Origin of the sequence: Mycolicibacterium alvei (assembly GCF_010727325.1) — a bacterium.
GTDB classification, from domain to species: Bacteria; Actinomycetota; Actinomycetes; order Mycobacteriales; family Mycobacteriaceae; genus Mycobacterium; species Mycobacterium alvei.
The window spans coordinates 5,018,579-5,041,164 of sequence record NZ_AP022565.1 but is presented as its reverse complement, the minus strand read 5'-3'; the positions used below and the strand labels follow the sequence as shown (position 1 = coordinate 5,041,164).

The 22,586-nt window shown below is 66.4% G+C and carries 27 protein-coding genes; 12 read left to right on the top strand and 15 right to left on the bottom strand.

What is annotated here, in order from left to right:
- Nucleotides 1–35: 35 nt before the first annotated feature.
- From G6N44_RS24150 to G6N44_RS24125, 6 genes are all read right to left on the bottom strand, one after another.
- The gene (locus G6N44_RS24150) at nucleotides 36–560 is read right to left on the bottom strand and encodes a DoxX family protein (RefSeq protein WP_163668415.1); all 525 of its coding nucleotides are present in this window, start codon (nucleotides 558–560) and stop codon (nucleotides 36–38) included.
- Between the two features lie 45 nt (nucleotides 561–605).
- Entirely contained in the window at nucleotides 606–1,865 is a 1,260-nt protein-coding gene (locus G6N44_RS24145) for a WS/DGAT domain-containing protein (RefSeq protein ID WP_163668413.1), read from the bottom strand.
- The gene (locus tag G6N44_RS24140) at nucleotides 1,855–2,760 is read right to left on the bottom strand and encodes an alpha/beta fold hydrolase (protein ID WP_163668411.1); all 906 of its coding nucleotides are present in this window, start codon (nucleotides 2,758–2,760) and stop codon (nucleotides 1,855–1,857) included. Before G6N44_RS24140 ends, G6N44_RS24145 begins: the two co-directional genes overlap by 11 nt.
- Nucleotides 2,757–3,470, bottom strand: coding sequence for a hypothetical protein (locus G6N44_RS24135; protein WP_163668409.1), 714 nt, complete (start codon nucleotides 3,468–3,470; stop codon nucleotides 2,757–2,759). Before G6N44_RS24135 ends, G6N44_RS24140 begins: the two co-directional genes overlap by 4 nt.
- Nucleotides 3,467–4,120 carry an Rv1363c family protein gene (locus G6N44_RS24130; protein WP_163668407.1) on the bottom strand — a complete coding sequence of 218 codons (654 nt, stop codon included), beginning with the start codon at nucleotides 4,118–4,120 and terminating at the stop codon, nucleotides 3,467–3,469. Before G6N44_RS24130 ends, G6N44_RS24135 begins: the two co-directional genes overlap by 4 nt.
- A 118-nt stretch (nucleotides 4,121–4,238) precedes the next feature.
- Nucleotides 4,239–4,889: a TetR/AcrR family transcriptional regulator gene (locus G6N44_RS24125; protein ID WP_235682862.1), complete on the bottom strand. Its 651-nt coding sequence runs from the start codon at nucleotides 4,887–4,889 to the stop codon at nucleotides 4,239–4,241.
- A 100-nt stretch (nucleotides 4,890–4,989) separates the two neighbouring features.
- On the opposite strand from G6N44_RS24125, the gene G6N44_RS24120 reads away from it, so the two are divergent.
- Nucleotides 4,990–5,862, top strand: coding sequence for an alpha/beta fold hydrolase (locus G6N44_RS24120; protein ID WP_372508285.1), 873 nt, complete (start codon nucleotides 4,990–4,992; stop codon nucleotides 5,860–5,862).
- 22 nt (nucleotides 5,863–5,884) lie between these two features.
- On the opposite strand, the gene G6N44_RS29125 is transcribed toward G6N44_RS24120, so the two are convergent.
- The gene (locus G6N44_RS29125) at nucleotides 5,885–6,055 is read right to left on the bottom strand and encodes a hypothetical protein (protein WP_170309422.1); all 171 of its coding nucleotides are present in this window, start codon (nucleotides 6,053–6,055) and stop codon (nucleotides 5,885–5,887) included.
- A 26-nt stretch (nucleotides 6,056–6,081) separates the two neighbouring features.
- Between G6N44_RS29125 and G6N44_RS24115 the strand changes: the two genes are divergently transcribed.
- Nucleotides 6,082–6,777 carry a guanylate cyclase gene (locus G6N44_RS24115; protein ID WP_163668403.1) on the top strand — a complete coding sequence of 232 codons (696 nt, stop codon included), beginning with the start codon at nucleotides 6,082–6,084 and terminating at the stop codon, nucleotides 6,775–6,777.
- A gap of 113 nt (nucleotides 6,778–6,890) precedes the next feature.
- On the opposite strand, the gene G6N44_RS24110 is transcribed toward G6N44_RS24115, so the two are convergent.
- Nucleotides 6,891–7,637 carry a class I SAM-dependent methyltransferase gene (locus G6N44_RS24110; RefSeq protein ID WP_163668401.1) on the bottom strand — a complete coding sequence of 249 codons (747 nt, stop codon included), beginning with the start codon at nucleotides 7,635–7,637 and terminating at the stop codon, nucleotides 6,891–6,893.
- A 105-nt stretch (nucleotides 7,638–7,742) separates the two neighbouring features.
- Here G6N44_RS24110 and arr point away from each other — a divergent pair, with 105 nt between their 5' ends.
- A complete protein-coding gene (gene arr, locus G6N44_RS24105; RefSeq protein WP_163668399.1) occupies nucleotides 7,743–8,150 on the top strand; it encodes an NAD(+)--rifampin ADP-ribosyltransferase in 408 nt (135 codons plus the stop codon).
- Nucleotides 8,151–8,205: 55 nt separating this feature from the next.
- Here the strand turns inward: arr and G6N44_RS24100 are convergent, their stop codons facing one another.
- Nucleotides 8,206–8,718 carry an OsmC family protein gene (locus tag G6N44_RS24100; protein ID WP_163668397.1) on the bottom strand — a complete coding sequence of 171 codons (513 nt, stop codon included), beginning with the start codon at nucleotides 8,716–8,718 and terminating at the stop codon, nucleotides 8,206–8,208.
- Between the two features lie 105 nt (nucleotides 8,719–8,823).
- A complete protein-coding gene (gene ychF / locus G6N44_RS24095) occupies nucleotides 8,824–9,897 on the bottom strand; it encodes a redox-regulated ATPase YchF (RefSeq protein WP_163668395.1) in 1,074 nt (357 codons plus the stop codon).
- Nucleotides 9,898–9,981: 84 nt separating this feature from the next.
- On the opposite strand from ychF, the gene G6N44_RS24090 reads away from it, so the two are divergent.
- Nucleotides 9,982–11,172, top strand: a complete 1,191-nt coding sequence (locus G6N44_RS24090; protein ID WP_163668393.1) for a DUF6542 domain-containing protein — start codon at nucleotides 9,982–9,984, stop codon at nucleotides 11,170–11,172.
- Nucleotides 11,173–11,205: 33 nt separating this feature from the next.
- Here the strand turns inward: G6N44_RS24090 and G6N44_RS24085 are convergent, their stop codons facing one another.
- The gene (locus tag G6N44_RS24085) at nucleotides 11,206–12,216 is read right to left on the bottom strand and encodes a 4-hydroxy-3-methylbut-2-enyl diphosphate reductase (RefSeq protein WP_163668391.1); all 1,011 of its coding nucleotides are present in this window, start codon (nucleotides 12,214–12,216) and stop codon (nucleotides 11,206–11,208) included.
- Between the two features lie 64 nt (nucleotides 12,217–12,280).
- Between G6N44_RS24085 and G6N44_RS24080 the strand changes: the two genes are divergently transcribed.
- From G6N44_RS24080 to G6N44_RS24065, 4 genes are all read left to right on the top strand, one after another.
- Nucleotides 12,281–12,859, top strand: a complete 579-nt coding sequence (locus G6N44_RS24080; protein WP_163668389.1) for a lipid droplet-associated protein — start codon at nucleotides 12,281–12,283, stop codon at nucleotides 12,857–12,859.
- Nucleotides 12,856–14,085: an exodeoxyribonuclease VII large subunit gene (gene xseA / locus G6N44_RS24075; RefSeq protein WP_163668387.1), complete on the top strand. Its 1,230-nt coding sequence runs from the start codon at nucleotides 12,856–12,858 to the stop codon at nucleotides 14,083–14,085. The genes G6N44_RS24080 and xseA overlap by 4 nt, the downstream gene beginning before the upstream one ends.
- A gap of 19 nt (nucleotides 14,086–14,104) precedes the next feature.
- Nucleotides 14,105–14,317 (top strand): exodeoxyribonuclease VII small subunit, encoded by a 213-nt coding sequence (locus G6N44_RS24070; protein WP_163670304.1) that lies wholly within the window; start codon nucleotides 14,105–14,107, stop codon nucleotides 14,315–14,317.
- A 63-nt stretch (nucleotides 14,318–14,380) separates the two neighbouring features.
- Nucleotides 14,381–15,460, top strand: a complete 1,080-nt coding sequence (locus G6N44_RS24065) for a 3-beta-hydroxysteroid dehydrogenase (protein WP_163668385.1) — start codon at nucleotides 14,381–14,383, stop codon at nucleotides 15,458–15,460.
- Nucleotides 15,461–15,467: 7 nt separating this feature from the next.
- Here the strand turns inward: G6N44_RS24065 and G6N44_RS24060 are convergent, their stop codons facing one another.
- The gene (locus G6N44_RS24060; protein WP_163668383.1) at nucleotides 15,468–15,743 is read right to left on the bottom strand and encodes a dsRBD fold-containing protein; all 276 of its coding nucleotides are present in this window, start codon (nucleotides 15,741–15,743) and stop codon (nucleotides 15,468–15,470) included.
- Nucleotides 15,736–16,836: a tellurite resistance/C4-dicarboxylate transporter family protein gene (locus tag G6N44_RS24055; protein WP_163668381.1), complete on the bottom strand. Its 1,101-nt coding sequence runs from the start codon at nucleotides 16,834–16,836 to the stop codon at nucleotides 15,736–15,738. Before G6N44_RS24055 ends, G6N44_RS24060 begins: the two co-directional genes overlap by 8 nt.
- Before the next feature lie 134 nt (nucleotides 16,837–16,970).
- On the opposite strand from G6N44_RS24055, the gene G6N44_RS24050 reads away from it, so the two are divergent.
- From G6N44_RS24050 to G6N44_RS24040, 3 genes are all read left to right on the top strand, one after another.
- Complete coding sequence (locus G6N44_RS24050; RefSeq protein ID WP_163668379.1) at nucleotides 16,971–18,521, top strand: arylsulfatase; 1,551 nt, start codon at nucleotides 16,971–16,973, stop codon at nucleotides 18,519–18,521.
- Nucleotides 18,522–19,415: an HAD family hydrolase gene (locus G6N44_RS24045; RefSeq protein ID WP_163668377.1), complete on the top strand. Its 894-nt coding sequence runs from the start codon at nucleotides 18,522–18,524 to the stop codon at nucleotides 19,413–19,415.
- A gap of 78 nt (nucleotides 19,416–19,493) precedes the next feature.
- Nucleotides 19,494–20,378 (top strand): formylglycine-generating enzyme family protein, encoded by an 885-nt coding sequence (locus tag G6N44_RS24040; RefSeq protein ID WP_163668375.1) that lies wholly within the window; start codon nucleotides 19,494–19,496, stop codon nucleotides 20,376–20,378.
- Here G6N44_RS24040 and G6N44_RS24035 read toward each other — a convergent pair.
- Nucleotides 20,375–20,929, bottom strand: a complete 555-nt coding sequence (locus G6N44_RS24035; RefSeq protein ID WP_163668373.1) for a TetR/AcrR family transcriptional regulator — start codon at nucleotides 20,927–20,929, stop codon at nucleotides 20,375–20,377. The two genes, G6N44_RS24040 and G6N44_RS24035, sit on opposite strands and share 4 nt — an antisense overlap.
- Before the next feature lie 165 nt (nucleotides 20,930–21,094).
- Between G6N44_RS24035 and G6N44_RS24030 the strand changes: the two genes are divergently transcribed.
- Nucleotides 21,095–22,294 (top strand): cytochrome P450, encoded by a 1,200-nt coding sequence (locus G6N44_RS24030; RefSeq protein ID WP_163668371.1) that lies wholly within the window; start codon nucleotides 21,095–21,097, stop codon nucleotides 22,292–22,294.
- 12 nt (nucleotides 22,295–22,306) lie between these two features.
- Here the strand turns inward: G6N44_RS24030 and G6N44_RS24025 are convergent, their stop codons facing one another.
- Complete coding sequence (locus G6N44_RS24025) at nucleotides 22,307–22,582, bottom strand: hypothetical protein (RefSeq protein ID WP_235682861.1); 276 nt, start codon at nucleotides 22,580–22,582, stop codon at nucleotides 22,307–22,309.
- Nucleotides 22,583–22,586 lie beyond the last annotated feature (4 nt).

The window sequence follows — 22,586 nt, the reverse complement described above, 5'->3', positions numbered from 1 at the left end:
CGGCCCAGTCAGCGGTCATCTGCCCGCCGGGCACACTAGGCCTTCTTCACGGGCGGGCGGAAGAAGATCACCAGCTGGCCGATGCCACCGACCAGGCCGAGAACGACCGCGATCGCCAGCCCGCACCAGCCGTGCAGCAGGTGATAGAAGCTGCAGTTGGAGAACAGCAGATGATCCAGGCTGTAGCGACCGGCCCCGGTACCGGCGATCGCCACCGCGGCCACCGCCAGGATCAGGTTGTACTCCCAGCCCTCCTTGACGATGAAGAAGCCGTTGTGCCGGTGCACGGTCCAGGCCGCCACCAGCATCAGCGCCACAAAGCCGGCGGCGGGCACCGGGGTCAGCAGCCCGAGGGCCAGGCCGAGGCCGGCGGCGATCTCGGTGCCGGCCGCGACCCGGGCATGGAACATGCCCGGCTTCATGCCGATGCTGTCGAACCATCCGGCGGTCCCGGGGATCCGCCCCCCACCGAAGAACTTGTTGTAGCCGTGTGCGGCCATGGTCAGGCCGAGCACCACCCGCAGGAGCAGGATCGCAGTGTCGTAAGCAGAGGAAGCCATGTAACAGAATGTAGGACATCTGTTAAGCCGCCGCGATGCTGGCCTCTACCCCAGCGCAGCATTCAGCCGGTCGAGGTAGGCGTCGATATCCCCGATCGCCGACTCCGCGGCGAACACGCTGATCGAGATGGTGTCCCCCACGCCCGTCACGCAGTGGGTGAGCCCCACCATCGGCGACAGTCCGGGGAACGCCGCCGCCAGCCGCACCGGCTTGCCGCCGAATCCGAAATCCGCGGCGCCGCAGTTCACACTGGACACCACGGTGTTGCCGGTGACGGTCGCCGACCGCGCATCGGGATTGAACTGACCGATGCCCCACCGCAGGAGCGGCGCCGGGGTCGCGGCGAACGCTCGCTCCGAGGCCCGCATCGCCGGATGGGCGGCGCGTTCGCGCCGCGCTGCCAGCTCAGCGGCGATCGCGTCGCGGCGCTGCGCCACCGGCAGCGACGGATGCAGGCCCACGCCGACCGTGCCGAAATGGTTGTAAGCCTGGCGCGGACCAGATTTCGCCATGGTCACCTCCGCACCCAAGGAGGAAGGATCCGTCCCCAGCTCACGGAGCTGGCCGGCTAGCGCCTCGGATATCCCGGCCAGGGCACCCACCGTCACGGTGGCACCCGCCAGTTGCGCCCGATCCCGGACGACCGTCCGCATGCTGCGTACGCCCGAGGGACGGTCGTTGGTCCGGAGCGGCGGACGCGGCGTCGCGGCCGGTGGCACCCGCCCCGCCTCGGTGTCGGCCACCAACTGCCGGTGGGCCCTGGCCGCTTCGACACTGCGCCACGGCAGCATCGCGGGATGGCCGTACACCGGCACCACCGGTGCGACCGCTCCCTGTCGACCGAACATCACCGCGGCCGGGCCGCAGGTGCGCCCACCGCCGCCGAGGGCATGGGTGATCTGCAGGACCGCCACCGTGCCTGCCCCGGCGACACCGGGGATTCCCTCGACGCCGGGAAAGACATGGAGCCGCCACGGCAATACCCGCGCATCGAGTTGAGCGTCCACCAGCCCGCTCACGGCGGCCAGACAACCCAGCCACGTCGAGTCGTCGAGATCGTGTACCACGAAACAGGATTCGTCGACCCGGAACGGCACCCAGGCCGGGTAGTGCAGCCGCGCGGTGTCGTCGATGCGTTGCGACAGGTCCGGGGCGGTCCGGGCCTGGGCGGCCAACTCACCCAGTGCCGCCGGCAGGTCGGCGGGCACGCCGTCGAATCCGTAGAGCAGAAAGGTGTCGTTGGGCATCCTGGACGACATCCAGAACATCTGCGCGTCGACCGCAGTGAGTCGGTTAACCGGCACGTCCGACGAAGTCCAGGATGCGGGCGGCCGTGACGTCCGGCTGATCGAGTTGCAGGAAGTGACCGCCGGATTCGACGACATGGGCCTCGCTGCCCGCAGGCAGTACCTCGCGTACCCACCGGATGTAATCCGGTGCGGCACAGCCATCGTCGGTGCCGTGCAGATACAGCGACGGCAACACCGGTGGTAGCAGCCAGTGCTGGTGCAGCTCGGCGTATTGCGGCGGGGGCTTGCTCATCCGGATCGTGGCCCGGTAATAGCCCAGCGCGGCGCGCCACCGGTCCGGTGCCCCGATCGAGGCGTCGACGTGGCGCAGGTCCTCGGCCGCGTCGTATCCCGGCGACCACGTCTTCCACAGCCGCGGAACCACCCACGATGCGGAACGCTCAGGCAGCCAAGGCAATTGAAAGTACATCATGTACCAACTGCGCAGCGCCTGACGCGGCAACTGGGCCAGCAGCTTGCCGGCATCAGGCACCCGACCCAGCGGCCGAAACGAGGCCAACGGCGGTACCGACATGATCACGGCCTTTTTGAACGGGCCGTCGGGCAGCGCGGCCACACCCGAGGCCGCCATGGCACCCCAATCGTGGCCGATGACCACATCGCGCCCGGTCGGCCCGACCGCCTGCAGCAGGCGCAGCGCATCGTCCATCAGTGCACCGACGTGATAGCTGCCGTCGGCGGGATTCGACGAGGGCACGTAGCCGCGCATGAACGGCGCCACGACTTTCCAGCCGGCCTCCGCAAGAACCGGGGCCACCTTGCGCCAGCCGTAAGCGGTGTCGGGAAACCCGTGTAGACACAATGCAACCGGGCCGTCGTCGGGCCCCCACACCAGCGCCCGCAGTTGTACCGCGGGGGTGGTGACGTCGATCCAGCGCGGTTCGGTCACAGCCGGACCGGCTCGTATTTGGCCATCAGCCAGCGGTCGCCCTCTTTGACCATCGTGACCTTTGCCACCGACGGGGTCTTTTCAGGCATGTGGTCGCCGACCTGGACGCTCTGGTTGACGAACAGCACCATCTCGACGCTGTCCGGTGTCGCGTTGACCGTTCCGACCTTCAGCACGTCGGCGACTGCTGCGATCCGCTGAGCGTGCGCGGCCGGGACCACCTCGTTCATCATCGCGGTGTATGTACCGAGGAATTCCCCGGTCATCCGCTCGCGGGCCGCAGTGAGCTGCTGGTCGACCGTTTCAGTCTCATACGACAGCATCTGGACCGTGATTTCGGTGGCCGCCTGTATCGATTCGGCGCGGGCCGTGTCGCTGTCGTCCTGCACCACGGTCAGCCATCGCAGCACGCCGGAGGCCGCCGCCAACACCAACGCGATGACTGCCAGCACGACAGGCAGGCTGACCCGAGAGCGCTCGCGGGACGGTTCAGCTTCCTCGGCGGGCGCGTCCGCGACTTCGGCGTCTTCGGTCTCGACCGCTTCGGTCTCGACCGCTTCGGTCTCGACCGCTTCGGTCTCGACCGTTTCCGGCTCCGGGCTTGTCTTCTCAAGGCTGATCTGCTCAGTGGCTACCGGCTCGGCGCTCTCCGCAGACTCGGCTGCGGCCTTACGACGCCCCGCCGGCGGCATCGTGTGCCGGCCGCTCACTGGATGAACTCCACGTTGGAAACCTTCGCTTTGCCATCAATATCCTGCACCGTCAACACCATTCGCCACACCTGGGGAGCCTGCTCCGGGACGCCCGCATTCGTGGACCGAACCGTCACGGACATGAGCACGTCCGCCGTGTCCTCGGAGTAGGACTCCAGACCCGATGCGGTAACCGTGCCAACCGACTTCGACTTGATCTGCTTGACCACGTCGAGAAACGACTTCGAACGTTTCTCGAAGTCGTCATAGAACCGTCCGGTCGATGAGTCGAGTACCCGCTGGATGTCGTCTTCGGCGTGCTCCCAGTCGATGCTTGTCAGGTTCGTGGCACCTTGGCGCGCGGTTTCCATGAACATGTCCCGCCGCTGCTGTTCCTGGTGGACCTGGTAGTAGTCGTAGCCCAGCCAACCGGTCAGCGCCATGAGCGCGACGACGAGCACCCCACCGACCACCGCCGCAGGCGACGAGGGCAGGAACCGGCGCCGCTCGGGTGCCGTGTGCTCGGTAACGTCCGACGCGTCCTCGGCGGCCTCGCCGTCAGCGACCTCGTCAGCCTCTTCGGGTTGTTCGACAGCCTCGGCTTCTGGGGCGGACGGGCTCGACTCCTCGGCCTCGGTCGGCTCGGCGTCGGCGCTGTCGTCTGCCATACATCTGCTCCTCGGTGGCGCTGCAGTTTCGCGTGCGAAGGTACGCGTGCGGTCCAACGTACGTGGCAGCGGTCACACCGTCATCAGCGGTACCGGCAGTCCCGGATAGGGCCCGCCCCTACGTGTTGTCGGGCTCCCCACATGTGCGGCGCGCCCCCACCGCGCGCAGAGCAAAGTCCACCGACGCGGCACGCGCACACTCCCAATCTCTGTCATCTCCGCCGGTCCCCAGACGGGCCAACTCATCGCTGACCACCGCGCGAATAGCCGCGGCATCCCGCTCCGGCCTGGTCAACGGAAACGACCCGTCGGCACGGCCGCGGCGCAGGAGGCCCGCCAAGGACCGCTCTCGGTCGCGACGCCACTGCTCTTGCCCGGACTGGTAGCCCCTGGCCGCGCGAACCTCCTCCAGATCCAGAACTATCGCCCGCCCGCGAATCCGCGCATCCTGTATCGCGTCGAACGACACCCGGATCCACTGCGCCAGCAGATCTGCCGGCGCACCGTCGGTGTCGTCCGCGATCTGGTCGAGCCCAAGGCCCAACACCCGGCCCGAGCACTCCTGCATGGCCAGGAACAATGCGTCCTTGGATTCGAAGTGCCGATAGAACGCCCGGCTGGACACCCCGGCCCGCGCCAGCACCGCAGCAATCGGCACCGCACCGGTGTGGGGCTCGGCCAGGCACTTGAACGCGGCCCTGATGATCGCGCGGCGCTCGCCGACGTCACCCGCGCCGTCATCCAGCTCGATACCTTGCTCAATCCACACGACTGACAATTCTAGGAACGGCACGCTGGTACGGGTCGCAGATGCGGCGAAAATATCCCTGGGTAACGTGATCTCCCGGGGCCTGCCGAGAGGAATGTTCGTGAGCACCGGGAACACCGAGCACAGCGAATCACGCGTCGTCACGTTCCGGGGCGTCGATGACCTGAACCTGGTCGGCGACGAATGGAACCGGGAAGCCGCGTCCGCTGCGGATCGACCAACAGTTCTCCTGCTGCACGGCGGCGGCCAGAACCGGTACTCCTGGAAGAACACCGGGCAGATCCTGGCCGACGACGGCTTGCACGTGATCGCACTCGACGCGCGTGGCCACGGCGACAGCGACCGCTCCCCCAGCGCGAACTATTCAGTGGAGGCGCTGAGCTCCGACGTGCAGCACGTGCTCTATCAAGTCGACCGCCCGGTGGTGCTGATCGGGGCCAGCATGGGCGGGCTGACCAGCATCCTGGCCTCTCACGAGGCCGGCCCGGAGCTGGTCACCAAGCTGGTGCTGGTCGACGTGGTGCCCCGGTTCGAGAAGAGCGGCAGCGCACGTATCCGCGACTTCATGTTCACCAACGTCGACGGTTTCGACACCCTGGAACAGGCCGCCGAGGCAGTCTCGGCCTACCTGCCCCACCGAACCAAGCCGCGTAGCCCGGAGGGACTGAAGAAGAACCTGCGGCTGCGTGACGGCCGCTGGTACTGGCACTGGGACCCAGCCTTCCTCACCAAGCCCGAGGACGATCCGTTCGCCCGGGTGGACAAGCTCGAGCAGGCCGCGATGAACCTGACCATCCCGATCCTGCTGATCCGCGGCAAGCTCTCCGACGTGGTCAGTCCCGAGGGCGTGCAGGACTTCCTGGAGAAGGTGCCCGCCGTCGAGTTCGTCGAGTTGTCCGATGCGGGGCACACCGCGGCCGGCGACGACAACGATGCGTTCACCGAGGTCGTCGTGGAGTTCGTCGGGCGGTGAGCCCCGACCGCGGCACCGTCGGCTACGGCGTCGGTTCTGTCTGCTCTGCCTCGGCCAACCGCTGGTGGAGCCGCTCGCGGATGTCCTGCGGCGTATAGGCGTTGCGGCGACGCTGATCCCGCGCCACCATGACGCCACCCGCGACGACTCCGGCGACACCGGCCAGTCCAACCCACTTCCAGATGCTGCGCATGACCACAGTGTGCATAAGCTGCGCAGGTGAATGCGAACACGGTGTCTTTGACCAAGGCGCTGGAGGACACCCGCACCGGCGACATCTGGCTGTTCCGCGGCGGCTCCGGGCCCGACCGGGCCATCCAGACCCTGACCAACAGCCCCGTCAACCACGTCGGGATGACGGTGGCGATCGACGACCTGCCACCACTGATCTGGCATGCCGAACTCGGCGACAAGCTGCTCGACATGTGGACCGGTACCAATCACCGCGGCGTGCAACTCAACGACGCCCGCCAGGTGGTCGAACGCTGGGCGCACAGCTACGGGCAGCGTTGTTGGTTGCGTCAGCTCACCCCGTTCGCATCGCGCGAGCAGGAGGACCAGCTCCTCAAGGTGATCGCCCGGATGAACGGGACGGCCTTCCCCACCACGGCCCGGTTGACCGGACGCTGGCTGCGCGGACGGGTACCGATCGTCAGCGATTTCACCCGGGGAATTCCCTTTGTGCACAAGAAGGTTCGCGAGTCCGCCGAACGCAAGAAGGCAAGCACCCGGCAGGTCGGACTGGAGACCGCCTACTGCGCGGAGACCGTGGCCATCACGTACGAGGAGATGGACCTGCTGACCACCGAGAAGCACTACAACTGGTTCGACCCCGGCTCGTTCTGGAGTGGGGACGCGTTGCCACTGGCCGCCGGATACGCGTTGGGTGACGAGATCTCCGTGCTCATCGACTGAGCCACTTTCGGCTGCGATGTGCTCGGCGTGCTCAACGCCTAGGACTACTGCCAGTATTGAGCAGTAATCCTAGGTATTGAGCTCCTTTCCACGAGCCCTATATACGAAGGCGCTCAGACCGTTCCGCGCGCCGCCCACGCAGTAGCGGTAATGGTGAAGGGGCCACCGCCCAGATGATCTCGAGCCACCGATTCGAGATGCGCGCGACCGGCGTCGTCGAGGCTCTGGACATAGTCACCGGCGGGACCGACACCGAAGGTATATGGCTCCCACCACTCCTCGAACGTGGGATGCACAACGTCGACGGCAATCGGATGCTCCTGCACATCACGCAGCCCGGCCGTTTCCAATACCTCTGTCAGATGTCCTTGGTGCGCACCGGAGAGTAGCGCTTCATCCTCAGCGTCGGGATCGATCAGGTGGACCGCCTCCCAGAATGGCGCCAGGGCACCGGTTGGCCCGTCCCACACACATGCGGCGACGACACCCCCACGTCGCGTCACACGGGCCATCTGCCCTATGCCGACCACAGGATCCGTCATGAAGTGCACCACCAACTGCGCCAGGGCAGCATCGAAATCGGCTGCATCATAAGGTAATTCCTCTGCCACGCCCTGACGCACGTCGATATCCGGGAATCGCGCGCGGATCGCGTCGATGAACGGTGCGGACGGATCGATCGCTGAGACCCGGGCTCGGACCGCAAGCAGATGCGCCGTCAGCGCACCCGGCCCACACCCCACGTCGAGTACGTGGTCGCCGGCGCGCACCCCGGAAAATGCCGCGAAGACCTCCGCAAGAGGCTCGGCGTACCTGCCCATGAAGCGCGCGTAGGCATCCGGCGGGACGAGAAAACCCACCAGCAAATGGTATGTCGGCGGCTCCTTCAGGAGCTACCCGTTGAAGTGGAGCTTCACCACTTTTCCGGCACCGATGAACGTCACGACCGTCGGTAACCTGTCGAGATGGGCGGGGTATTGGATGACGGGCCGTTCTTTCACGGCACAAAGGCCGAACTGCGGGTGGGTGATCTCCTCACCGCCGGCTTCCGCTCCAACTACCGGCCCGAAATCGTGATGAACCACATCTACTTCACCGCGTTGCGCGACGGCGCAGGCCTCGCAGCCGAACTCGCCGCGGGCGACGGTGCCCCGCGGGTCTATGCCGTGGAACCGACCGGGAGGTTCGAGAACGATCCCAACGTCACCGACAAGAAGTTCCCGGGCAATCCCACCCGGTCCTATCGCAGCACCGAGCCACTCCGGATCGTCGGCGAGGTCACCGACTGGACGCGGCTGACACCCGACGCTCTTCAGACATGGCGAGCCCGGCTTGCCGAAATCCACGCCGAACGAGGAGAAATCATCAACTAGGACGCCGCGTTGAAGCGGAGCTCCGCCGCATGCCGTCGCCCGAGAAAGCTCACGACTACCCGACTTTCAACGTCGCGCGCACCGGCGTCGTATTCCGGGTCAGATCCAGCACCGGGCAGTGCGCCTCGACGGCCTCATGCAGCTCGCGATAGCGCTCCTCGGTTTCCGGCCCGGTCACCGTCACCATCACCCGGACCTCGCCGAAACCCGCCCGCACAGCGTCGTCCAGTCCGAAGAAGCCGCGGACGTCGAGGTCGCCTTCGGCGCGCGCGGAAATGTCGTCCACGGCGATGTCGAGTTTCTCCGACCAGAACCGCCACGTCACGATATGGCAGGACAGCAGTGAGGCCAGGTAGAACTCGACCGGATTCGGGGCCTTGTTCTCCCCACCCAGCGCTGGCGGTTCGTCGACCTCAACGCTGTACTGCCCCAGCGTGACCGAGCTGGCTACTGCGCCATGCGCCTGCGCGGCGGCCCGGAACACCACCTTCGCGTTGGCTTCGTTTGCCGTGACCGCATCGGCGGTAGCGGCGATTATCCCGGCGAGGTGATTGGTCGATGTCTCCACAAGGAGGCGATAGTAGCGACCGGCAAACGGCACCGGGACCGCACGTGTGGCTTGCGCACCAAAACCGTGCGGAATGCGCACACCACACCGTCGACGCATACCCGGCTATACGTTGAAGCGGAACTCCACCACGTCCCCGTCGACCATCACGTAGTCCTTGCCTTCGATCCGGACCTTGCCCGCGGCTTTGGCAGCAGCCATCGACCCGGCCTCGACGAGATCCTCGAACGACACCACCTCGGCCTTGATGAAGCCCTTCTCGAAGTCGGTGTGGATCACGCCGGCCGCTTTGGGTGCGGTGTCACCCTGGTGGATGGTCCAAGCCCGTGATTCCTTCGGCCCCGCCGTCAGGTAGGTCTGCAGCCGCAGGGTGTGGAAACCCGCCCGCGCCAACGCATCCAGACCACGCTCGCTCTGCCCGATGGATTCCAGCAGCTCGTTGGCGGACTCGTCGTCGAGCTCGATCAGTTCCGATTCGATCTTGGCGTCCAGGAACACCGCGTCCGCCGGGGCCACCAGGGCCCGCAGCTCGGCCTGCTTGGCCTGATCGGTCAGCACCGATTCGTCGGCGTTGAAGACGTACAGGAACGGCTTGGTGGTCATCAGGTTCAGCTCACGCAGCACCGACCAGTCCTTGCCGGTGGAGAACAGCGTCTTGCCTTCATCAAAAATCGCCTGCGCCGCGACCGCCGCATCCAGGACCGGCTTGCGCTCCTTGTTGGTGCGGGCTTCCTTCTCCAGACGCGGCACCGCCTTCTCGAGCGTCTGCATGTCCGCCAGGATCAGCTCGGTCTCGATCACCTCGATGTCCGAACGCGGATCCACCCGTCCGTCGACATGGATCACGTCGTCATCGGAGAACACCCGCACCACCTGACAGATGGCATCGCATTCACGGATGTTGGCGAGGAACTTGTTGCCGAGGCCGGCGCCTTCGGACGCGCCTTTGACGATCCCGGCGATGTCGACGAACGTCACCGGGGCCGGCACCGTCTTCTCCGAGCCGAAAATCTCGGCGAGCTTGTCGAGCCGGGGATCGGGCAACGGCACCACGCCCTCGTTGGGCTCGATGGTCGCAAACGGGTAGTTGGCCGCCAACACGTCGTTCCGTGTCAGGGCGTTGAACAGAGTCGACTTTCCGACGTTCGGCAAACCGACGATTCCCAGGTTCAGGCTCACAGAGAGGAGAGTCTAGGCCCGTGTGACCGGCACGCCAGCGTCAGCTGGCAGCACACGGCCAGACACAGCCGGTACGGTCTACGTGTGTCAGGACAGCGCGCGCAGCCGGCAGTGCCGGCTGACCATCGCTCTGCACACCCGCGATTCGCCGGTGTGCCGTGGTGGGGAGCTGTCATTTTGGCGGTCACGGCTACCGCGATCGGCTTTGCCTTCGACGCCGGTTCGGGCGATCGTGAGCTCAGTTCGGTGTTCGCGATCTGCTATTCCCTCGGTTGCATCGGGGCGGTGCTGGCCGTTCAGCAGGCCGGGTTGTTCACCGCGGTGATCCAGCCCCCACTGATCTTGTTCGTCGCGGTACCCGGGTCGTATTTCCTGTTCCACGGCGGCGAGCTGCAGGGCGTCAAAGACCTGGCCATCAACTGCGGATATCCGCTGATCGAACGTTTCCCGCTGATGCTGTTCCTCTCGGCCACGGTGCTGCTGATCGGGCTGGGCCGGTGGTACGTCGGCCTGACGTCGCGCAACGACTCCGAAGTGGACGACGTATCCGGGACGGCCAAGGGCGCCAAAACGGCCACGGCAACGCCGTTCGCGGGAATTGTGTCATCCGTCACAACAAGACTTTCCGGGCTGGTGCTCCGCAAACCCGCCACGGCATCGACGCGCCGGGACCGGACCGCCGCGCAGGACCCTGCCGCGGATGGCCCGCCGCGCCGCCGTCCCTCCGAACGACCGCCACGGCGACGTCCGGCCGGGGAGCCGGGCACGGGCGCCGCGGCGGCGGCCGGAGCAGACACCGGACGGGCCCGAGGCGAGCGCAGACCGACCAAACGCACCGCACCGCCCCGACCCCGCCCCAGCCGGGCAGCCGCCGGCGATCTCGGCAGTGAACTCGACGGTGGGATTCCCGAGCGACCACGGCGGCCCAGGCCCCCGCGTTCGCCCGAGCCCGGGGACGGTGAGCCGCGTAGGCGGGTGCGCACCCAGCCACGTGAGCCGCGCAGGCAACCACCGCCCGAGCGACGGGACGCCGGCGCGTTCGATGCCCCACGTGAGCGCCCACAGCGGCAGCGTCGCCGATTCGACGACTATCAGCCATTCGAGGACTCGTTCGATCCGCCGGCCGGATCCGGCCGTTCGACGCACCATCCGGTGTCACGGGTGCGGTACCGCGGTTCTGACGACGAGGATCACCGGGTGGAGCACCGGACGCGACCGCGCTCACCAAAGGGTGCGGCGGCCCGGGGACGTCACTCCCTGGACTACGACGACTAAAGGCCGGTCAACCCGGTCCCGATTGACGCGGGGTCAGGCCCGCGGCGGACGGATCTCACGCGGCAGCGCGAACACCAACGTCTCGTTGGCGGTGGTCACGGGCTGCACGGTGCCGTAGCCGTATTCGGCAAGCCGCTCAAGGACACCACGCACCAGCACCTCGGGCACCGATGCCCCGGAGGTGACGCCCACCGTGGTGACGCCCTCCAGCCAGACCGGGTCGATGTCCTCGGCGTAATCCACCAGATGAGCAGCTTGCGATCCGGCGCCGAGGGCCACCTCGACCAGCCGGACCGAGTTGGATGAGTTCTTCGAGCCGACCACGATCACCAGTTCGCACTCGGGCGCCATTGCCTTGACCGCAACCTGGCGGTTCTGGGTGGCGTAGCAGATGTCGTCACTCGGTGGATCCTGCAGCGTCGGGAACTTCTCGCGGAGCCGGCGCACCGTCTCCATGGTCTCGTCGACACTCAGCGTGGTCTGCGACAACCAGATCACCTTGTTCGGGTCACGCACCGTGACGTTGTCGACGGCATCCGGGTTGTCGACCACCTGGACATGGTCGGGTGCCTCACCGGCGGTGCCGACCACCTCCTCATGTCCGGTGTGGCCGACGAGCAGGATGTCGTAGTCGTCGCGGGCGAACCGCTTGGCCTCGTTGTGGACCTTGGTGACCAGCGGGCAGGTGGCGTCGATCGTCCTCAGATTGCGCGCGGCGGCCTCCACGTGGACGGTCGGCGCGACGCCGTGCGCCGAGAACACGACGATGGCACCCTCGGGAACCTCGCTGGTCTCTTCGACGAAGACGGCGCCGGCCTTGGCCAGCGTTTCGACGACGTGCACGTTGTGCACGATCTCGTGCCGTACGTAGACCGGGGCGCCGTGTTTCTCCAGGGCGCGCTCGACGGTCTCGACGGCGCGATCGACCCCGGCGCAATATCCGCGCGGTTCGGCCAGCAGGACTCGCTTGCCGGTGGCTTGCGAACCGCCTGACCGCACCGAGCTCGTGGCACCCGGGATACCCATGTTGATTGTCGGCGGCATGTCTCCAAGGGTACGGGGCCACGGCGCAACGGAGCCAGCCATGGCGGTGGCTAGTCTGTTGTTCATGGGAACTGCACCGTACGGGGTCCGGCTGCTGGTGGGCGCGGCCGCGACCGCGATCGAGGAAACGCGCAAGCTGCCCCAAACCATCCTGATGTACCCCATGACGGTGGCCAGCCAGGCGGCCAACATCTTCATGCATGTCCAGCAGAACCTCGCCGAACTGGTCGTCAAGGGCGACGAAACGCTCGAGCAGATTTTTCCGCCCAAGGACGAGCAGCCCGAGTGGGCCACCTTCGACGAGGATCTCGACTCCGACCTCGAGGACGACACCGCCGACGACCGGTCCACCGACGACGAGCGGCGTACCGAGGGACGGTTCGCGCTGTACAGCACCGGAGAGCCCGGGGCCGCTGCTGCGACGAACGGTAAGGCCGCGCGTGCCTCCGGATCGGGAGTGGCGCCGGACATCGCGGGCGAGCTCGGATACGAGTCGCTGACGCTGGCGCAGCTTCGCGCCCGGTTGGGCTCGCTGCGCGTGGCCGACCTTGAGGCGTTGTTGGCCTTCGAGGAGGCCGGCCGGGCCCGCGCACCGTTCGTCACGTTGCTCGCCAACAGGATCACCCGCGCGACCGCGAAGTGACCGAACCGGGCCAGTCGCCGGAGAACCCCTGGCCGGTCCGCGCCGTGGCGACCCGCGTCGCCAAGTGGATCGACCGGCTCGGCACCGTGTGGGTCGAGGGCCAGCTGACCGAGCTCAAGATCCGTCCGGATTCCAAAACCGTCTTCATGGTGCTGCGGGATCCGGCGGCCGACATGTCGCTGACCCTGACCTGCCCGCGCGATCTGGTACGCAATGCCCCGGTCAAGCTGTCCGAGGGCACCCAGGTGATCATCTGCGGCAAGCCCAATTTCTATACCGGCCGCGGCACATTCTCGTTGCGGGTCAGCGAGATTCGCGCCGTCGGCATCGGTGAGCTGTTGGCCCGGATCGAGCGGCTGCGCCGGCTGCTGGAGGCCGAGGGACTGTTCGACCCACGCCTCAAACGGCCGATCCCGTTCCTGCCCAACACCATCGGCCTGATCACCGGACGCGCCTCGGCCGCCGAGCGGGACGTGACGACGGTCGCCACCACCCGTTGGCCCGCGGTGCGCTTCACGATCCGCAACACGATCGTCCAGGGACCCAATGCCGTTCCCCAGATTGTGGAGGCACTCGCAGCGCTGGACGCCGACGATACCGTCGACGTCATCGTGCTGGCCCGCGGCGGCGGCAGCGTCGAGGACCTGCTGCCGTTCTCCGACGAGACCCTGTGCCGGGCCATCGTCGCCTGCCGCACCCCGGTGGTCAGCGCGATCGGCCACGAGCCTGACACTCCCCTGTCCGACCTCGTCGCCGACCTACGCGCGGCCACCCCGACGGACGCGGCCAAGCGGATCGTTCCCGACGCGGCCGCCGAGCAGGCGTTGATCACCGATCTGCACCGCCGCAGCGCCCGCGCGCTACGCAACTGGGTGCACCGCGAGCAGCACCACCTGCAGCAGTTGCGCAGCCGCCCGGTCCTCGCGCAGCCCCTGGCGGCGCTCACCGCACGCGCCGACGAGATCGCGCGTGCCAGAACCAACGCCCAACGTGACATCACGCGACTGATCGCCGCGGAGACCGATACCATCGGCCACCTGTCTGCGCGGCTGACCGCGCTGGGCCCGGCCGCCACCCTGGCCCGCGGGTACGCCGTGGTCCAGTCGGTCGCGGCGTCCGGGGAGCCATCGGTTCTCCGTTCGGTGTCCGACGCACCAAGCGGCACCCGCCTGCGGGTTCGGGTGCCCGACGGCGTCATCTCAGCGGTCAGCGACGGTACCGAGTAAGGGTGTGAGGATCGTGAGCATTAAGCCTATTAGTGAATTGGGCTATGAAGAGGCCCGTGATGAGCTGATCGCCGTCGTGCAGCAGTTGGAGCAGGGTGGGCTCGACCTCGATGCTTCGCTCAACCTCTGGGAACGAGGCGAGAAGCTGGCACAACGCTGCGAAGAACATTTAGCCGGAGCACGACAGCGCGTCGAACAGGCACTGGCTGCGCGCGAGTCCGACGACGATTGACCCAGCAACCATTTTCACTATTCGGTCTCGAAACTGGAACCTGTTTCAGTTAAGCTGCCCGCCATGGGTGACGCATCTCTGACCACTGAACTCGGCCGCGTCCTGGTTACCGGCGGCTCCGGCTTCGTCGGTGCCAATCTGGTGACCGAGCTGCTCGACCGCGGGTACCCGGTGCGCTCCTTCGACCGCGCGCCGTCGCCACTGGGCGATCACGCCGGCCTTGAGGTCATCGAAGGCGACATCTGCGACAAGCCGACCGTGGCCGCTGCCGTCAAGGACATCGACACGATCATCCACACCGCCGCCATCATCGACCTGATGGGCGGCGCCTCGGTCACCGACGAATACCGGAAGCGCAGCTTCGACGTCAACGTCGAGGGCACCAAGAACCTCGTGCACGCGGCACAGCAAGCGGGCGTCAAGCGCTTCGTCTACACCGCGTCCAACAGCGTGGTGATGGGTGGGCAGGACATCGTCAACGGTGACGAGACCATGCCGTACACCACCCGGTTCAACGACCTCTACACCGAGACCAAGGTGGTTGCCGAGAAGTTCGTGCTCAGCGAGAACGGCAAGCACGACATGCTGACGTGCGCCATCCGGCCCAGCGGCATCTGGGGTCGTGGCGACCAGACCATGTTCCGCAAGGTGTTCGAGAACGTGCTCTCCGGACACGTCAAGGTGCTCGTCGGCAACAAGAACATCAAGCTCGACAACTCCTACGTGCACAACCTGATCCACGGGTTCATCCTGGCCGGCCAGCATCTGGTCCCCGGCGGCACCGCACCCGGCCAGGCCTACTTCATCAACGACGGCGAGCCGATCAACATGTTCGAGTTCGCCCGCCCGGTGCTCGCCGCGTGCGGACGTCCACTGCCGACGTTCTACGTGTCAGGCAAGCTCGTGCACAAGGTGATGATGGCCTGGCAGTGGCTGCACTTCAAGTTCGCTCTGCCCGAGCCGCTGATCGAACCCCTTGCGGTGGAACGGCTTTACCTCAACAACTACTTCTCGATCGCCAAGGCCAAACGCGACCTGGGCTACGAGCCGTTGTTCACCACCGAGCAGGCCATGGCCGAGTGCATGCCCTACTACGTCGACCTGTTCCGTGAGATGGCGTCCGACGCCAAGCAGACTGCCTAGAAGGCAATCAGCGGTACAGATGCACCGGATGGTGCGTCGACTGTTCGATGCGCGCCGATGCGGCATGCAGTAGATCGCTGCCCAAAGCGATAAGCGCGCGGGCCGCGGCGATCTCCTCACCGATCATCGGTGCACCCGGGTCTCTCGGGTTGCGGTAGGAATCTCCGGTGGTGGACATCGTGTCATCGCGCACCTCCGCCCGGGCCGTGGCGTGGGTGTGGATCTCGTCCTCGGAGAACTCGATCTCGACGAGCCATTTGTTGGTCAGGTCCTTGTCATACATGTCGATCACCCTCCACCTCCAAGGGTGCGCCGGATACGCCGTTCACGCCAGAGGTGGTGTCGCGATCGCGCCAGAGCGTAAGGACGAGGTGGCGCAGCATCGCCACGAATACCAGCGCCCACACCGCCAGTGCGATCCAGCCCTCGACGTATCCGATGCGCTCCACGATCGGCAATTGGTCGGCCTGACCCAGGTAGTGGCCGCCGACCCCGTACATACCGAGCGGGAAGACCACACTCCACAGGGTGGCGTCATAGCGCAATGGAATGCGATGAACCCAGTGGCGCCAGATCCCGGCCGCGATCAACGGTGGGATCAGCCAGGTGCCGAAGGCCCAGAAGAACACCGACGCTCCCGCGATCAGGCCGCGGGTGGCCGCGACCATGGGCGCGTCCGCCATCTCCACGATCCGGGCCCCGGCCACCACGGTGATGGCGGTGGCTCCCATCGCCACCCAGTACGGCGGCGTGAGATCGGCAGGCAGCAAGGGATACAGCAGCATACGAACTGCGACGAAGATGCCCGCTGCACCGTAGAGAAATATCCCTACCGACCACGAGAACACCGCCAGCAGCGCCAGTTCCGAACGCCCCGCCGATATTTCGGGCTGCAATGCCGCGGCCAGCACCGCGACGGACTGACTGGCGACCACCCAGATGAACCAGGTGCCATTGGCGCTCTGCAGTACCGGTCGGGCGGCCTGCCCGAGAACCGCCGTCCACGGCACCACGTAGCCCAGCACCATCCAGGCCACCCAACCGATCACCAGGAGCCCGAACGCCAGCCCGAAATGGCCGTCGGTGGCCAGCCTGGTGCCCACCACACATGTCGCGGCCACGAACGTGAACATGGCGAAACCCCGTCGGGGATCGGTCAGATCGTCCATGAACTCACGGCGGTAGCGGGCGGTGCGCGCAACGGTCAGGGCCACCAACACCAGATAGGCGACCGCCGCGACCCACAACAGCACCACCGAAACTGCATGCGCACGGTGGTAAGTCGCGGCAATGGACATGATTCCCGTGGCCATCACGAGTGCGAAGTAACCGGGATGCAGGGTGCGCACTGCCTCGAGTACCTTCGGCTCACTCATGGGTCTGGTCATACCACCGCGCTGTCCGGCAAAAGTGGAAATTTCCGGCGACAGGTGGGAGAACCCGCGTCGGAGGCTCCGGCCAAGGCCTACTGTCGGAACAGAGGTGAATCTGTCGAGGCGAGGAGCCGACCATGCCTGAAGACAAGCCGAATATTCTGGTGATCTGGGGCGACGACATCGGCATCAGCAACCTGAGTTGCTACAGCGACGGGTTGATGGGCTACCGCACACCGAACATCGACCGCCTCGCCGACGAGGGCATGCGGTTCACCGACTCCTACGGGGAGCAAAGCTGCACCGCGGGCCGGGCGGCCTTCATCAGTGGGCAGAGCGTGTACCGCACCGGAATGAGCAAAGTCGGTGCGCCGGGCGTGGATATCGGTTGGGCCGCAGAGGATCCGACGATCGCCGAGTTGCTCAAACCCATGGGCTACGCCACCGGCCAGTTCGGTAAGAACCATTTCGGCGACCTGAACAAGTACCTGCCGACCGTGCACGGGTTCGACGAGTTCTTCGGCAACCTGTATCACCTCAACGCCGAAGAGGAACCGGAGAACTTCAACTACCCCCACGAAGACCGCTACCCGCGGCTGTACAGCTTCGCCAGGCCGCGCGGGGTACTCAAGTGCAAGGCCACCGCCGAGGTGTCCACCGAGCCCGACGATCCGAAGTTCGGGCCGGTCGGAAAGCAGACCATCGAGGAAACCGGGCCGCTGACCGGCAAACGGATGGAAACCATCGACGAAGACATCGCCGACGCCACGGTCGACTACATCAAGCGTCAGCACGGCGAGGGCAATCCGTTCTTCGTGTGGTGCAACTTCACCCACATGCACCTCTACACCCACACCAAGCCCGAGAGCCGCGGGCAGGCCGGCCTGTGGCAGTCGCCCTACCACGACACGATGATCGACCACGACCGCAACGTGGGCACGGTGCTGAACGTGCTCGACGAACTCGGCATCGCCGAGGACACCATCGTCATTTACTCCACCGACAACGGACCGCACCGCAACAGCTGGCCCGACGGTGGCACCACGCCGTTCCGAAGCGAGAAGAACACCAACTGGGAGGGCGCCTTCCGGGTCCCTGAGTTGATCCGCTGGCCCGGAAAGATCAAGGCCGGTTCGGTGTCCAACGAGATCATCCAGCACCACGACTGGCTGCCGACCCTGTTGGCCGCCGCGGGTGACCCCGACATCGCCGAGAAGCTCAAGACCGGCCACACGGCCGGTGCCGACGGCAAGACCGAGTACAAGGTGCACATCGACGGGTACAACCTGTTGCCGTACCTGACCGGCGAGGTGGAGACCAGCCCACGCCGTGGGTTCTTCTATTTCTCCGACGACGGCGACCTGGTGGCGCTGCGGTTCGAGAACTGGAAGATCGTCTTTGCCGAGCAGCGGTGCCAGGGCACGTTGCGGGTTTGGGCCGAACCCTTCACGCCACTGCGTCTGCCGAAGCTGTTCAATCTCCGGACCGACCCCTACGAGTACGCCGATATCACGTCGAACACGTACTACGAATGGCTGATGCGGAACGACTTCTTCATCTTCTACGCGACGGCGATGGCGACGAAGTTCCTCGAGACATTCAAGGAATTCCCGCCCCGGCACCCCCCGGCCAGCTTCAGCGTGGACCAGGCGGTCGAGAAGCTGCACCAGTTCCTGGCCAAAGACTAGATGTTGGATTCCTGGACCGACGGCTCCACGAAGTCGGCGATCGTCGACTTCGTGGGGCGGGCCACCGAGCAGGTGGCACCCGAAGAGCGTGTCGCCGTGTTCGACAACGACGGAACCCTGTGGTGCGAGAAGCCGGCCTACATCCAGCTGGATTTCCTGGTGCGCAGACTCGCTGCGCAGGCCGCCGCCGACCCGACCTTGGCAGCCGAGCAGCCGTATCGGGCCGCAGCGGCCGGTGATCTCGCCTGGTTCGGCGATGCCGTCACCAGGCATTACAACGGTGACGATTCCGCACTGAAAATCCTTGCCGGCGGCATACTTTCGGCGTATTCCGGACTGTCTGTGGAGGACCACGCCGACCAGATCAAGGCGTTCTTCGCGGCGGCCCGGCACCCGACTCTGGGCCGCGCGTACACCGCGTGCGGCTATCTCCCGATGGTCGAGTTGCTGCGCTATCTGGAGGCCAACGGGTTCACCAATTACATCGTCTCCGGTGGCGGCCGTGATTTCATGCGCCCCGTGACGGAGTCGATGTACGGCGTACCGCCGGAGCGGGTGATCGGCAGTTCGGTGGGGCTGGATTTCGTCGACGGCCAGCTCAAGACCACCGCCACACCAGAATTCCTGAACGACGGCCCGGTCAAGGCCGTCCGTATCTGGGGCCGGGTCGGACGCCGGCCGATCTTCGCGGCAGGCAACTCCAACGGCGATATCCAGATGCTGGAGTACGCCACCGGCGGGGCGGGCCCGTCGCTGGGCCTGCTGGTGCGTCACGACGACGCCGACCGCGAATTCGATTACACCGCAGGCGCGGACCACGCGCTGAGGCTGGCCTCCGACCGCGGTTGGACGGTGGCGAGTATGCGTGACGATTGGACGACGGTCTTTGACTGAGGCCGCACCGAGGTCATCGACTCTGCGCCCAGGGCGCCAAAGTGCGAGTACGCCTCGCCCTCGCCGCAGAGTCGACACATGACATCCACCGACCTGGTCTGGATTCCGGCCCAGACAACGATCCTCGGGTCGGACGCGCACTACCCCGAGGAGGCACCGGCGCGTGAGATCTCGACCGCGGGATTCTGGATCCAGCGCCATCAGGTGACCAACGCCGACTACGCCCAATTCGTGGACTCCACCGGATATCTCACCGTCGCCGAACAGCCGGTGAACCCGGACGACTTCCCGGGCGCGCAGGCGGAGAACCTGGCGCCCGGCTCGATGGTGTTCCAGCGCACCGCGGGTCCGGTGGACCTGCGGCACATCAGCCAGTGGTGGGCGTGGACGCCGGGAGCGTGCTGGAATCACCCACGCGGGCCCCGCTCGTCACTGAAGGGACGCGAACAACATCCCGTGGTGCACATCGCCTTTGACGATGCCGAGGCGTATGCGGACTGGGCGGGTCTGGAACTGCCCACCGAAGCGGAGTGGGAGACCGCGGCCCGTGGTGCGATCTCGGGGGCCGTATACACCTGGGGCGACGAGCCCGAGCCGCCGGCACAACGCCTGGCCAACTACTGGCATGGCGAGTTCCCCTACCTGCCCGATACCGGTTATGGCACAACGAAACCGGTGGGCAGCTTCGAGCCCAACGGTTACGGCCTGTTCGACATGGCCGGCAACGTCTGGGAGTGGACCACCGACTGGTACGGCGAGGACCGGGCCACCACGCCCTGCTGTGCCGCTGACACCTACGACCCGAACCAGCCGCAGTTCCAGATCGGCCGCAGAGTGATCAAAGGTGGCTCGTTCCTGTGCGCCGACAGCTACTGCCTGCGGTACCGCCCGGCCGCCCGGCGGCCCCAGATGGTGGATACCGGCATGAGCCACATCGGCTTTCGATGCATCAGACGGCCCTAGCCGAACGCCGGCGCGACAAAGCGCCTCAGTATCTGCTGCTCGGCAGCCTCGTCGGGCCCGGGCCAGACCAACAACGACAGCACCAGGCGCACGATCCATGCCGCAGCCGCCGGGTCATCCTCGTCCAGTCCGGTGAGTTCGGCGGCAAACGCGGCAGGCACCGGCGATTGCGTCAGGTCCGCCATCCCACCCCCACTGCGCAGTGAGCCGAGTAGCAGACCGAACATCGGATCGGCTCGAATGCGTTGCAATGCCACGGTGATGGCCGTCAGCACCCGTTGCGCGCCGGTCAGTCCGTCGACCGCTCGTCGCACCTCCCCCACGATCGAAGCGGCCAACCGAGCCAGCACGGCGTCGCGGATCTGCGCCTTGCCGCCGGCATGCCGATAGACCGTCGCACGCGAGCAGTGCACCCGAGCCGCCAGCGCGTCGATGTCCAGTGCGTCGAACCCGTCGCGGGCGGCCAGTTCGGCCGCCGCGGCATAGATGCGCTCGGCGGCCTCGATGCGCCGGTCACCCCCGACCAGCCAGTCCGCACGCCCGGGAGACATAGCTGAAACTCTATCGCACTGTGAGACGGAATCACGGATAAATCTCACCCGGCGTGCAGGTCACCACCCCGCCCTGAGACAGCTGGCGCCAGGGAGCCCAGGAGGCGAGTATCAACCTGTCCGGGCCTCATTGACGGGCCCGGATTCACCGGCCAACCTGGCCCAATGCTCCTGGCACACGAACTGTTCGAGCCCGCCTGCCTGCAGGATCCGTATCCGCTCTACGACCGGTTGCGGGTCCAGGGACCGGTGGCGCAGGTCGGCGACTCCCCGTTCTTCGTGGTGACATCGTTCGACGCCGTGATCGAGGCCACCGCACGGACCCAGGACTTCTCGTCGAATCTCACCGCAACCATGTGGTCTCAGCCCGATGGCACGGTCGCCCCGTTCGGCATGGGCGAGCCGGGCGGCCCGATCCACGTGCTGGCCACTGCCGACGATCCGGCCCATGCCGCCCACCGCAAGATGGTGCTGCCCCGGATGGCCGCCAAGCGGATAGCCGAATTGGAACCGTTCATCGCTGCCATCACCGCCGACCTGCTGGCCGGGGCAAACGGAGAATTCGAGTGGATGTCTACCTTGGCGGACCGACTGCCCATGCTGGTGGTCGCGCATCTACTCGGACTGCCTGCAGCGGATGTGGATCGACTGGTGACCTGGGCCTATGCCAGCACGCAGCTGCTGGACGGGCTGGTCGACGCCGAACAGCTGACCGCGTCGGGGATCGCGGCCGTGGAGCTCGGCGGGTATCTGACCGAACGGTTCGGTGCAGCGTCGGCAAACCCGGGAGACAACCTGCTCGGAGACCTCGTGGCCTACTGCGCGGCCGAACGCGTGTCCCGCGACTCGGCGGTGTTCATGTTGATCCAGCTGGTGGGCGCGGGAGGCGAATCGACCGCGTCGTTGATCGGCAGCGCGGCATGGATTCTGAGCCGACGCCCCGACCTCGCCGAACGGCTGCGCCGGGATCCCGCGATGGTCACGCCGTTCATGGAGGAGGTATTGCGGTTCGAGTCCCCATTCCGGGGCCACTATCGGCACGTCCTGGCCGATACCGAACTGGCAGGTATCGCACTGCCCGCGGGTAGCCACCTACTGCTGCTGTGGGGTGCGGCCAACCGGGATCCGGCGGTATTCGAGGATCCGAACGAGTTCCGGCTGGATCGGCCGAACGTCAAGAATCACTTGGCATTCGGCAAGGGCGGGCACTTCTGCCTCGGGGCCGCACTGGCCCGGCTCGAAGCCCGCCTCGTGATCTCGGCCCTACTGTCCCCCGGCAACACCCTCCGGCCGGCCGGGGACGCCGAATGGCAACCCAGCCTGTTGGTGCGCCGGTTACGTCAGCTTCCGCTGAGCGTGCGGTGAAGCTACCTGGAGTCAGGCCGCTTGCACGGCAAGGGCAATGCTGTCGTCGTCGACGAACACCAGCCCGCCGTCGTCGAGGTTGACCGCCCACCGCCGCGCCGGTTGCGCGATTCGCTCACCGGCGACGTCGACCGCGGTACCGGCCAAGTCGGCAAAATCTTCGACGACCACGCCGTGCAATTCGTCATCAGTCCCCGGATAAACAACCACCGAGGATCCCACAGCAACGTCTTCGGCAATTTCGCCGGAGTCGTTGTCGTTAACCCCTGTCACGACATCTTCGGACATCACG